Annotated in this window: 10 protein-coding genes; 5 read left to right on the top strand and 5 right to left on the bottom strand. The window is 72.8% G+C overall.

Translation table 11 applies throughout. The features are described 5' to 3' along the window. Positions 1-25: 25 nt before the first annotated feature. Together katG and ACLBYG_RS04375 are read right to left on the bottom strand one after the other, a co-directional pair. Entirely contained in the window at positions 26-2344 is a 2319-nt protein-coding gene (katG, locus tag ACLBYG_RS04370; protein ID WP_447680710.1) for a catalase/peroxidase HPI, read from the bottom strand. 398 nt (positions 2345-2742) lie between these two features. Further along, positions 2743-2922, bottom strand: coding sequence for a hypothetical protein (locus ACLBYG_RS04375; RefSeq protein ID WP_331300160.1), 180 nt, complete (start codon positions 2920-2922; stop codon positions 2743-2745). 223 nt (positions 2923-3145) lie between these two features. On the opposite strand from ACLBYG_RS04375, the gene ACLBYG_RS04380 reads away from it, so the two are divergent. From ACLBYG_RS04380 to ACLBYG_RS04395, 4 genes are all read left to right on the top strand, one after another. Then, positions 3146-3886: a GntR family transcriptional regulator gene (locus ACLBYG_RS04380; RefSeq protein ID WP_447680711.1), complete on the top strand. Its 741-nt coding sequence runs from the start codon at positions 3146-3148 to the stop codon at positions 3884-3886. Positions 3887-3972: 86 nt separating this feature from the next. Further along, entirely contained in the window at positions 3973-5208 is a 1236-nt protein-coding gene (locus tag ACLBYG_RS04385; protein WP_447680712.1) for an MFS transporter, read from the top strand. Positions 5209-5212: 4 nt separating this feature from the next. Next, on the top strand, positions 5213-6118 hold the full coding sequence (locus tag ACLBYG_RS04390; RefSeq protein ID WP_447680713.1) for an amidohydrolase family protein: 906 nt from the start codon (positions 5213-5215) through the stop codon (positions 6116-6118). 40 nt (positions 6119-6158) lie between these two features. After that, positions 6159-7517 (top strand): MFS transporter, encoded by a 1359-nt coding sequence (locus ACLBYG_RS04395; protein WP_056522792.1) that lies wholly within the window; start codon positions 6159-6161, stop codon positions 7515-7517. 12 nt (positions 7518-7529) lie between these two features. On the opposite strand, the gene ACLBYG_RS04400 is transcribed toward ACLBYG_RS04395, so the two are convergent. Genes ACLBYG_RS04400 through ACLBYG_RS04410 form a run of 3 tightly spaced genes read right to left on the bottom strand, consistent with a single transcriptional unit; the run spans position 7530 to position 10428 of the window. Beyond that, positions 7530-8321 carry an ABC transporter ATP-binding protein gene (locus tag ACLBYG_RS04400; RefSeq protein ID WP_447680714.1) on the bottom strand — a complete coding sequence of 264 codons (792 nt, stop codon included), beginning with the start codon at positions 8319-8321 and terminating at the stop codon, positions 7530-7532. After that, the gene (locus tag ACLBYG_RS04405) at positions 8315-9319 is read right to left on the bottom strand and encodes an ABC transporter permease (RefSeq protein WP_091977921.1); all 1005 of its coding nucleotides are present in this window, start codon (positions 9317-9319) and stop codon (positions 8315-8317) included. Before ACLBYG_RS04405 ends, ACLBYG_RS04400 begins: the two co-directional genes overlap by 7 nt. 8 nt (positions 9320-9327) lie before the next feature. Further along, positions 9328-10428: an ABC transporter substrate-binding protein gene (locus ACLBYG_RS04410; RefSeq protein ID WP_447680715.1), complete on the bottom strand. Its 1101-nt coding sequence runs from the start codon at positions 10426-10428 to the stop codon at positions 9328-9330. A 488-nt stretch (positions 10429-10916) separates the two neighbouring features. On the opposite strand from ACLBYG_RS04410, the gene ACLBYG_RS04415 reads away from it, so the two are divergent. Further along, complete coding sequence (locus tag ACLBYG_RS04415) at positions 10917-12062, top strand: acyl-CoA dehydrogenase family protein (RefSeq protein WP_447680716.1); 1146 nt, start codon at positions 10917-10919, stop codon at positions 12060-12062. Positions 12063-12069: the final 7 nt, after the last annotated feature.

Genomic DNA, 12069 nt, shown 5'->3' on the forward strand with positions numbered 1-12069 from the left:
GCGCGGGCGATCCCGATGGCGGGCGTCAGGCCGCCATCGGCCCGTAACGCCGGTGACCCTTCACGTCGAAGCGGTCGAGCATCATGACCTTGTCCCAGGCCTTGACGAAGTCCGCCACGAAGCGCCGCTGGCCGTCGCTGCCCGCGTAGGCGTCGGCGATGGACCGGAGCTGCGCGTTCGACCCGAAGACGAGGTCGCTGCGGGTCGCCTCGAACTTCGTCTGCCCGCTCGCGCGGTCCTTGAGCGCGAAGGTCATCCCCTCCGCATCCGCCTTCTCCCAGATCAGATCGACGTCGGTCAGGTTGCGGAAGAAGTCGGTCGTCAGCGCCCCGACCCGGTCGGTCAGGACGCCCCGGCTCGACCCGTCGTGGTTGGCGTTGAGTGCGCGCAGGCCGCCGGTCAGGACGGTCCATTCCGGGGCCGTCAGCGTCAGCAGGTTCGCCTTGTCGAGGAACATCTCCTCCGGCGAGACGCTGCGCGTCATCTGCCCGAAGCCGTCGTCGACGTAGTTGCGGAACCCGTCCACCACCGGCTTCAGCCACTCGAACATCTCGAGGTCGGTGAGCGCCTGGGTCGTGTCCACCCGGCCCGGCGTGAACGGGACCGGCGTCTCGACCCCGGCATCGCGAGCCGCCTTCTCCACGGCGACGCAGCCGCCCAGCACGATCAGGTCCGCCAGCGAGATCTTCTTGCCGTCGCTGCGGCCGCCGTTGAAGGTCGCCATCACGCCGCGCAGGGCCTCGATCACGGGCGCGGCCCGCCGGTTGACGGCCCAGTCCTTCTGCGGCGCGAGGGCGAGGCGGCCGCCGTTGGCCCCGCCGCGCTTGTCGCTATCGCGGTAGGTCGAGGCCGCCGAGAAGGCCGTGAAGGCGAGATCCGAGACCGACAGGCCCGTGCCGGAGATCGCCTGCTTCAGCGCGGCGATCTCCGCCTCGCCGACGAGGTCGTAGTCCTGCTCGGGCAGCGGGTCCTGCCACAGGAGCCCGTCCTCGATCACGACCTCCGGGCCGAGGTAGCGGTGCTTCGGACCCATGTCGCGGTGGGTAAGCTTGTACCACGCCTTGGAGAAGGCCTGGGTGAAGGCGTCGAAGTCGTTGAGGAACTTCTCGCAGACCTTGCGGTAGTCCGGGTCGACCTTCAGGGCGATGTCGGACGTCATCATCATCAGCGGGTGCATCTGCCCCGCGACGTGGGCGTCCGGCGTCTTCGGCGCGGCGGGATCCTTCGGCGTCCACTGCAGGGCGCCCGCCGGGCTCTTGGTCTGCTCCCACTCGAACTTGAAGAGGTTCTCCAGGTAGGCGTTGTCCCACTGCGTCGGATCCGGGGTCCAGCTGCCCTCGATGCCGTTGGTCATCGTGTCCTTGCCGGAGCCGGTGCCCTTCGGGTTGTGCCAGCCCAGCCCCATCGCCTCCATCGGCGCCATCTCGGGCGGCGGCCCGATCTCCTTGGCCGGCACCATGCCGTGGCTCTTGCCGAAGGCGTGGCCGCCCGCGATCAGCGCCACGGTCTCCTCGTCGTTCATCGCCATGCGGGTGAAGGTGATACGGATGTCGCGCGCGGAGGCCAGCGGATCGCCGCTGGCGTAGGGGCCCTCCGGGTTCACGTAGATCAGCGCCTGGTGCGAGGCGGCCAGCGGGTTCTCCAGGTCGTAATCGGCGTCGCCGTTCTTGCCCCGCCAGCGCTTGTCGCGGTTGACCATGTCGTCGAAGCTCGAGACCGAGCCCATCTCGACGACCTCCGGTCCCCAGTAGGTCGCGTCGTCCGCCTCCCAGGCGTCGAGGCGGCCGGCGGCGAAGCCGTAGGTCGGCAGGCCCATGATCTCGAGGGCGCAGTTGCCGGTGAGCACCATGAGGTCGGCCCACGACAGGGCGTTGCCGTACTTGTGCTTGATCGGCTGCAGGAGGCGCCGCGACTTGTCGGTGTTGCCGTTGTCCCACCAGCTCGAGATCGGGGCGAAGCGCTGCATGCCGGTGCCGGCGCCGCCGCGCCCGTCGGCGATCCGGTAGGTGCCGGCCGAGTGCCAGGCCATGCGGATCATCTGCGGGCCGTAATTGCCGTAGTCGGACGGCCACCACTCCACGGACGAGGTCAGGAACTGCTTGATGTCGCGCTTGAGCGCGTCGAAGTCGATCTTGGCGAACTCGGCCGCGTAGTCGAAATCCGGGCCCAGGGGATCGGCCGCCAGCCCGTTCTGGTGGAGCACTTCCACCCGCAGGCGATGGGGATACCAGTTCTCCAGTGTCGGCCGGTTGCCGTGGGCGCCGCCGATCCGGTCGCCGCCGAACGGACACTGGCCTGCCATGTGAAACGACGTCGTGTCCGTCTTGTCGATCGTCTCGCTCATCGGGTGGTCCCCCTTGGTGTTGCGCGACGGCCGGGCGCGCGGGGCCCGGACGTCGAAGGCGGTGGGCGGTGCAGGCGGTCCGAACCCTCAGGCGATTCCCGTCGCGCTCGAGACTCGTGACGAAATGAGGCGGTCTCCGGCTGGATCAAGCGCGGGGCGTCGAAGTCTTGCCGGGCTTGCGGTGGAGGCTCCCGCAGAGACCGCGATGACGTTGTCGCGATCTGCCCTGTCGCCGCCGTCGCGGAGAGCCGGCATCGACTCGACGTCGACAACGGCCCGCGCCCGGGCATTGCCCCTCGTCTTGGAGCTGTGGGCCGACCGTCATGATGGTCGTCTCGCGGGGGGAGGTCCTGTCCCCGCGCGGACCGATCGAAACGGCCGGCGCCGGTCGATGTCGGTCAGGGCGCGGATCGCGTCCCGGCCGGCGGGGCGCTGATTGACCCGCTCTCGGAGCCGGTGACGACCTTGCGGGCGGCGGCCTGACTCTGGCTGGCGTAGTCGGGCGGCGCGGTCTCACCCTGCCAGATCATCAGGCCGGCCAGGGCGGCGACCATCAACCCCACACTGACGAGGAGCATGATAAGAACCGGCCTGCCGCGCCGACCCTGACGGGTCTCTCGAGACTTACGATATTCGACCATCCGCGCCTCGCTGGACCATGATCCCGGGAAATCCCGGCGGAAACCCGCGGCCCGGCGAATGGGTCCTGTACTGCGACGCTGTGGACCACGGGATCGGCGCGCGCCGGCACCGCTCCTTCGCCCATTGGCGCCTGCCGGCGATAGTCATACAGTCATACACATGACCGTCGTGACCGCACCCCAGCCCGATCTCCGCTTGCCGCTCTACCAGCGCCTGCGGGACGAGATCGCCTTCCAGATCGCCCGCAACGTCTGGCGGTCGGGCGAACCGATCCCCACGGAGGCGGAACTGGCGGCGACCCACCGCGTCGCCATCGGCACCGTGCGCAAGGCGATCGACGTCCTCGTCGCCGACGGCCTCGTCGAGCGGCAGCAGGGCCGCGGCACCTTCGTGCGGCGGCCGCGCTTCGACCGGTCCCTGTTCCGGTTCTTCCGGCATCTCGGCCCGGACGGCACGCAGGCCGTGCCGGAGGGGCGGATCCTGTCGCGCGAGGCCTGTCCGGCCCCCGCGACCGTCCGCGAGGCCCTCGGCCTGGACGCGCGCGGCGACGCGATCCGGCTGATCCGGACACGCCACCTCCAGGGCCGCCCGATCCTGTCCGAGACGATCTGGCTGCCGGCCGCGCGGTTCGCGCCGCTCCTCGAAGCCCCGCTGACGCAGATCGGCGACCTCCTCTACCCCGCCTACGAGCGTCTCTGCGGCGAGATCGTCGCCCGCGCCGAGGAGACCCTGACCGTCGGCATCGCCGACGCGACCGACGCGGGGCGCCTCGCGATCGCCGACGGGGATCCGGTCGTCGTCATCGAGCGCCTCGCCTTCGGCTTCGATGCCCGCCCGATCGAGTGGCGGGTGACGCGCGGCGCCGCCCGGGACTTCCGGTATCAGGTCGACATACGCTGAAAGGCGGGCGCCTTGACGTGCCAGCCCTCGCGTGCTCATCTATTCATATAAATGACTAGTCCTCTTCGGAGGACGGAGGAAAGCCCGTGTTCCGCTGGTACCGAGAGGTCGGTCCGGTCGAGCGTCGCACCTTCTGGGCCTGTCTGGGCGGGTGGTCGCTCGACGCCCTGGACGTGCAGATGTTCAGCCTCGCCATTCCCGCGCTGGTCGCGAGCTTCGGCCTGAGCCGCTCGGAGGCCGGCCTGATCGGCGCGGTCACGCTCGTGGCGGCGGCGATCGGCGGCTGGCTCGGCGGCCTCGCGGCGGACCGGATCGGCCGCGTCCGGGCCCTTCAGATCACGGTGCTGTGGTTCGCGGTCGCGACCTTCCTGGCGGCCTTCGCGCAGAGCTTCGCCCAGCTGCTGACCCTGAAGGCGCTGCAGGGGATCGGCTTCGGCGCCGAGTGGGCGGCCGGCGCCGTGCTCATGGCGGACGCGATCCGGCCCGAGCACCGCGGCCGGGCGCTGGGCGCCGTCCAGGGCGGCTGGGCGCTCGGCTGGGGCGCGGCCGTGCTCCTGTCCACGGCGGCGTTCTCGGTGCTGGATCAGGAGACGGCCTGGCGAGCCCTGTTCGCCTGCGGCCTCGCGCCGGCACTCCTCCTGCTCTACCTCCGCCGCTCCGTCCCGGAACCCGCGCGGCCGGTCGGAAGGACGGCCGGGCCGCCGGCCGGATCGCTCGCGATCTTCGCGCCCGGCCTGCGCCGGATCACGGTGCTCGCGACGCTGCTCGGCCTCGGCGCCCACGGGGGCTTCCACGCCCTGTTCACGTGGCTGCCCACCTACCTGAGCGTCGAGCGCGGCGCCTCGGTCCTCGGGACCGGGCTCTACCTCGCCATCATCATCGCGGCCTTCGGTCTGGGATGCCTCGTCGCCGGCGGCCTCGTGGACCGGCTCGGCCGCCGCCGGACCGTGGCGCTCTACGCCGCCGGCTGCATGGCCCTGGTCGTCCTCTACCTGCTGCTGCCGGTCGGCGGCACGGGCCTGCTCCTCCTCGGGGCGCCCCTCGGCTTCTGCACGGCCGGAATCCCCGCGAGTCTCGCGGCGCTGTTCAGCGAGCTCTTCCCGGACGGGCTGCGCGGGACCGGGATGGGCTTCTGCTACAACGCCGGCCGCCTCGCCTCCGGCCTGCTGCCCCTCGGCGTCGGCCTGCTCAGCGAGATCTGCGGCCTCGGCCCGGCGATCGGCCTGTCGGCCCTCGGCGCCTACGGGCTCGTCCTCCTCGCCGTCGCGCTCCTGCCGGATCGGCAGCCCGGCGGCGCGCTGATCCCCCAGACCGTGAGATGATCCGATGAACCGGCGCCACTTCTGCCGCACCCTGCTCGCGGGCGGCGTCACGCTCGCGCTTCCCGCCCGCGGCCGCGCGGCCGGGACCGCCGACGACGGCGTCGCTGCGGTGGACACCCACGCCCACGTCTTCACCCGCTCTCTCACCCTCACGGGCGACCGGCGCTACGCCCCCGACTACGACGCGAGCATCGCCGATTACCGCGCCATGCTGGACCGGAACGGCATGGCCCGCGGCGTGCTGATCCAGCCGAGCTTCCTCGGCACCGACAACGGCTACATGGTCTCGGCCCTGCGCTCCGCGCCGGAGCGGCTGCGCGGCATCGCCGTGCTGGCCCCGGAGGCCGAGACCGCGACCCTGCGCGACCTCGCCGGGCAGGGCGTCGTCGGCCTGCGCCTCAACCTGATCGGCCGGCCGGACCCGGATTTCGCCGGCCCGGTCTGGCGCGCCCACCTCGCGCGCGTGGCGGATCTCGGCTGGCAGATCGAGGTCCAGGCCGAGGCGCGGCGCCTCGCGCGGCTGCTGCCGCCGCTGGTCGCGGCGGGCGTCCCCGTGGTGGTCGATCATTTCGGCCGGATCGACCCGGCCCTCGGCATCGCCGATCCGGGCTTCGCCGACCTGCTCGGCTTCGGACGCGCCGGCCGCGTCTGGGTCAAGCTCTCGGGCGCCTACCGCATCGGCAGCGGCGAGGCCGGCCGGCAGACGGCGGTGCAGGCCGCCGAGCGCTTGCGCGGCGCCTTCGGGGCGCGGCGCCTGCTCTGGGGCAGCGACTGGCCGCACACGCAGTTCGAGACCCAGGCCAGCCCCGCCGAGGCCCGGCGCGACCTCGACGCCTGGGTGCCGGACCCGGCCGAGCGCCGGATCGTCCTGGCCGAGACGCCCGCCGAACTCTTCCGCTTCGACCGCTAGGCCGAGGCGGGCCCGCCCGAATTCCAGCGAGGACAGGACCATGGCAACACCGACCACGCCACACGCGGCGGACGCGGCCGCCTTCGAGAGCCGAACGATGCGGAAGGTCGGCCTGCGCCTGATCCCCTTCCTCGTGCTCTGCTACTTCATCGCCTACGTCGACCGGGTGAATGTCGGCTTCGCGGCGCTGACCATGAACCACGATCTCGGCCTCTCCGCCGCGGCCTTCGGCCTGGGCGGCGGCCTGTTCTTCGTCGCCTACGTCCTGTTCGAGGTGCCGAGCAACCTCGCCATGGAGCGCGTCGGCGCGCGGATCTGGATCGCGCGGATCATGATCACCTGGGGGCTCGTCGGCATCGGCTCGGCCTTCGTCACCGGTCCGCTGAGCTTCGCCACCGCCCGCTTCCTGCTCGGCGCGGCCGAGGCCGGGTTCTTCCCCGGCGTGATCCTGTACCTGACCTACTGGTTCCCCAAGGCCTACCGGGCGCGGATCGTGGCGATGTTCATGGTCGCGATCCCGCTCTCCAGCTTCTTCGGCTCGCCGCTCTCGGCGGCGCTCCTCACCCTCGATGGCGCCGCGTCCCTGCGCGGCTGGCAGTGGCTGCTGATCATGGAGGCGGTCCCGGCCGTCCTGCTCGGCGTCGCCGCCCTCGCGCTGCTTCCGAGCCGGCCGGCCGAGGCGACCTTCCTGAGCCCGGCGGAGCGCGGCTGGCTGACGGACCGGCTGGAGACCGAGCGGCGCGCCGCAGAGGCGAGCGCCGGGCACCACGCTCACGGCCTCGCGGCGGTCTGGGCGGTGCTCGCGAGCCGGCAAGTCTGGCTGCTCGCCGTGATCTACGCGGGCAGTTCCGCCACCAGCAACACGCTGTCGCTGTGGATGCCGCAGATCCTCAAGGGGTTCGGCCTCAGCAACCTGCAGACCGGCCTGCTGAACATGATCCCGTTCGGCATCGCCTCGGTCTTCATGATCGTCTGGGGCCTGCGGGCGGACCGCAGCGGCGAGCGGATCTGGAGCACGGCCCTGCCGCTGGCGCTGACCTCGGTGAGCTTCGCCCTGACGCTGCTGACGGGCTCGCTCTGGATGACGCTGGTCCTGCTCTCGCTGGTTCTGCTCGGCAACTACGCGATCAAGGGCCCGTTCTTCGCCCTCGCCACGGAGACGCTGCCGCCGGCCCAGACGGCCGCCGGCATCGCGGCCATCAACACCCTGGCGCATCTCGGCACCGGGGCGATCACCTCGCTGATCGGCGTGCTGCGCGAGCAGACCGGCAGCTTCCCCGTCGCCCTGCTGCCGCTTTGCGCGCTCACCGGCGTCGGCTGCGCCCTGGTCTTCTGGATCGGACGGCACCAGCCGCGGGCGGCGACCGTCGGGGCGACCCCGTCGATCGCCCGGGGCTGAGGCGGCGACCCGTCAGGTCGGCTGGCCGAGGATCCCCAGGATCTCCCGGCGCAGCCGCACGATCTCGGCATCGTCGCGGTGGCGCGGATAGGGCGCCGCGACGGGCAGCTCGGCCCGGATCGCGGCCGGGCGGTCGGAGAGCACGATCACGCGCTCGGCCAGCACCAGCGCCTCCTCGACGTCGTGGGTGACGAGGAGCGCGGTGAAGCGCTTCTCCTGCCAGAGCCGCAGGATCTCGGCCTGCATGGCGAGCCGCGTCAGGGCGTCGAGCTTGCCCAGCGGCTCGTCGAGGAGCAGCAGCCGCGGCGCGTTGACGAGCGCCCGGGCGAGGGCCGCCCGCTGCGCCATGCCGCCGGAGAGCTGGTGCGGGTAGACGTCGGCGAAGCCCGTGAGGCCGACGAGCCCGAGCGCCTGGTCGACGAGGGCCGCCCGCGACCGCCCGACACCGCGGGCCTCCAGCCCCAGGGCGACGTTGCCGCGCACGGTCCGCCACGGATAGAGCGTCGGGTCCTGGAAGACGAGGAGCCGGGACGGGTCCGGCCCCTCGACGAGGTCGCCGTCGACCCGGATCGCGCCCTGGTCGGGCGGCTCCAGGCCGGCGACGAGCCGCAGCAGGGTGGACTTGCCGCAGCCCGAGGGGCCGAGCAGCGCCACGAAGCCGCCGGGCTCCACGTCCAGGCTCACCCGGTCGAGGACCGGCAGGGGCGCCCCGCAGATCGCGAAGGCGTGGCTGACGGCCTCGACCGCCAGGCGGGCCCCGGCGCTCTGGGCGGCGGGGCGCTCGAGGGTCGCGGCGGTTACCATTGCACCAGCCCCTTCTGCCACGCGAGCAGGCGGTCGCGCAGGCGGAACAGCAGCGTGATCAGGGAGGAGCACATCAGCGCCATCACGATCAGCGCCGCGTACATGTTGGCGTAGGCGGCCCAGCCCTGCGCCCACTGGAGGTACCAGCCGAGGCCGGACTTCACGCCGAGCATCTCGGCGACGACCAGCACCGCGAAGGAGCCGCCGAGGCCCATGAACAGCCCGACGAAGACGTGGGGCAGCGCCGCCGGGATCGCCACGCGCAGGATCAGGAAGCCGCGCGAGGCGCCGAGCGTCCGCGCCACGTCGAAATAGGCCTTGTTGACGCCCGCCACCCCCGACCAGGTCAGCACCGTGACCGGGAAGCCGGTCGCCAGCGCCACCAGGAAGGTGCTGGCCGACCACGAGGACGGGAAGACGAAGAAGGCGAGGGGCAGCCACGCCGTGGCCGGCAGCGGCCCGACGAAGCGCAGCACCGGGTGGGCCCAGTAGCCCACCGCCCGGAAGGTGCCGATGGCGACGCCCAGGACGAAGCCGGTCGCCGCCCCGATGGCGTAGCCGCCGGAGAGGAGGATCAGGGAGTTGAGGATGCTGCCGCCGAGCTTCGGCCAGTCGTCGAGGAAGACCTCCAGGATCGCCTGGGGCGACGGGAAGAACGGCATCGGCAGCAGGGCGAACTTCGCCGTGACCGCCTCCCAGACCAGCAGCGCCACCGCCAGCACCGTGAGCCAGGGGCTCCAGTACCGTAGCCGCGACCCGAGAGGGCCGAGGCGGGTCGCCAGGGGCGCGAGCGTCAGGAGGGCGAGGCCGAGCGCCGCCGCGCCGGACGCGAAGGCCGCGGTCTCGGGCAGGTCGTCCGCCTCGGGCAGGCCGAGGGTCACGCCGGCCAGTGCGAGCCAGGCGCCCCCCGCGAGGACGATCCGCCAGGGCGGCCGCGGCAGCCTTCGGGACGGGGCGGCGGCCCGCGGGGCGACGCCGGCGGTGATGCTTCCGGACATGGCGCGCCTCAGCTCAGCACGTCGGCGTAGATCCGCTCGGCGAACTTCGCCGTGTCGGTGGACCGCCGCAGGACGTTCACCTGCTTCAGCTCGTCCCCGTAGAGCGCGAGCTGCTGCTTGAGATCGCCGCCGACCGGGCTGTCGCCGTGCTGCTGGCTGCGCAGCATCGCGGCGAGATCCGCGATCGAGCCCTTGCCGCCGTAGCCGGAGAAGGCCCGGGCGGCGGCCTCGGGATCCCGGTGGACGGCGTGGCCGCCCTCCAGGATCGCCCGGGTTAGCGCGGCCGCCACCGCGCGGTCGTTCCGGATCAGGCTGCCGCGGGCGGCCACGACGCAGCAGGTGCGGGTGGCGAACTCGCCCGACAGGTTGGTGGCGACCTCGGTGAAGCGCGGGTCCTTCAGCCAGATCCAGGTCCGCGGGTCGGAATCGGCCAGCGCCTGCGCCTCGCCCTTCTCCACCGCGAGGTTGAGCAGGTCGGCCGGGTACTGCCGCCACTCGACCCCGCTCTCCGGGTCGATCCCCGCCTTGGCGAGCAGCAGGCCGAAGAAGTTCTTGGCCGGGCTCGCCTGGTCGCTGATCGCGATCGTCTTGCCCTTCAGCCCGGCGATGTCGGCGATGCCGGAGGATTTGGCGCTGAGCAGCCGCAGGCAGCCGCCGTGCAGCCCCGCGGTGATCTTCACGTCGAAGCCCTGTTCCAGGGGCTTGAGCCAGCGCAGGGCCATGCCGATCCCGGCATCGGCCTTGCCCGTGGCGATCGCCTCCAGCAGGGCCTCGGTCGAGCCGCCGAAATTGACGAACTCCACGTCGAGGCCGTGCCGGGCGAAGATCCCCTGCTCCTTGGCGAGCGGCGCGGCCGCCGTGCAGATGGCCGTGGCGTTCCAGGCCAGCTTGACTGTCCGGAGCGGGCCCGCGGGCGCCTCCGCGGCGGCGGGTCGGCAGAGCGGGCCGGGGTCGAACGGCGCCCCCGGTCCGGGTGCCCAGGCGCGGCCGGTGCCCATGCCGAGGCCGAGCGGCAGAGCGGCCGCCGCGGCGCCGACCTGCAGCAGGCGCCGCCGGGAGGGCGAGGGATCGGAGGAGGGGCTGCCCGGTCGGGAGCGCGCGTCGGTCATCTCGGGTCTCCGGGCCGCGCGACCGCGCGGCGGGAACGGCGCGCGTCACCGCACCGGTGGCGCGACCGGGCGGATCTGGCGTCCTCGTCTTCGGGAATGATCCGTCGAAGGATCAGGGTGCCGAGTATTCGATCGCTGCAAGACCGAGTCAACGAAAGCGTTTCCTCTATTTTCGCGCGATCGGGTAAGATCATTCACGGATCGGCGCCGTCGCACAGCGCAAGGCGCCCCGTCTCATCGGCGAGGGGCGTCGTTCGTCTGTCTCTCGATGAGGGGATCCCGAACGATGACCGGGTAACGATCGATTCCGGTTTCCGGCGGGCGGAAACACGTTCTCCTTCGCCGTCCGACGACGCGGCAACATCCTCCTGCCGATCCATGAATATTCGGAACGGCATTCCGTTGACGCGACCCGGGTCCGGGCGGACCATCGCGGCTCCCGGGATGGCGCCGCGCGGCCGCCCGCCGATCACGTCGCCGAACACCCCATGACCGTCGCCGTCCCGCCCCCCGACATCGTCAGCAGCCTCGCCGGACGGCTCGCCGCCCGCGCGGCCGACCACGACCGCGCGGGGACCTTCCCGCACGACTCCCTCGCGGCGCTCCGGGAGGCCGGGCTCCTGGCCGTCACCGTGCCGCGGCGTCTCGGCGGCGGCGGTGCGGGTCTCGCGCGGGCCGCCGCTCTGGTGCGCGCGCTCGGCGCCGCCGACCCGGCGACCGCCCTGGTCGTGGCGATGCAGTACCTCCAGCACGGGCTGATCCACCGGCCCGACACCCCGTGGCCGCGCGCGCTCGCCGACGCGGTCGGCGCGGCGGCGGTGGCGCGGGGGGCGCTGATCAACGCCCTGCGGGTCGAGCCCGAACTCGGGACGCCCTCGCGGGGCGGCCTGCCGGCCACGGTCGCCCGCCGCGACGGCGCGGGCTGGCTGATCTCCGGGCACAAGATCTACGCGACCGGGGCGCCGGGGCTCGCCTACGGCCTCGTCTTCGTCCGCACCGACGAGGCGGAGCCGCGCACCGGCACCGTCCTGGTGCCGTTCGACGCGCCGGGCATCCGCATCGCGGAGACCTGGGACCATCTCGGCCTGCGCGCCTCCGGCAGCCACGACGTCCACTTCACGGACGTGCCGATCCCCGGGGACCACGCCGTCGACCTGCGGCCGCCGGGCGGCTGGTCGGGGCCCGATCCCTGGCAGCAGGCCTGGAGCTGCACCCTGCTCGCCGCCCTCTACGACGGCGTGGCCCGGGCGGCGCAGGACTGGTTCACCGGCTTCCTGCGGGCGCGCCGGCCCGGCAGCCTCGGGGCGCCGCTGGCGAGCCTGCCGCGCTTCCACGAGGCGGTCGGCGAGAACGAGCGGCTGCTCGCCGTCAACGCGCGCCTCGTCGCCGGGCTCGCCGCCGAGGTCGATGCGGGACATCCCCCGCCGCCGCGCGAGTCCGGCTTCGTGAAGCTCACCGCCACGGAGAACGCCGTCGCGGCGGTCCAGCGCGCCGCGGAGCTGTCCGGCAACGCCGGCCTGTCCCGGGCGAACCCGCTGGAGCGGCACCTGCGCGACGTCCTGTGCGCGCGCATCCACTGGCCGCAAGGGGACGCCGTCCGCGCCGCCGCCGGCAGGGCCGCCCTCGGCGCCTGAACCCGCC

This window comes from Methylobacterium sp. D53M, assembly GCF_053345625.1.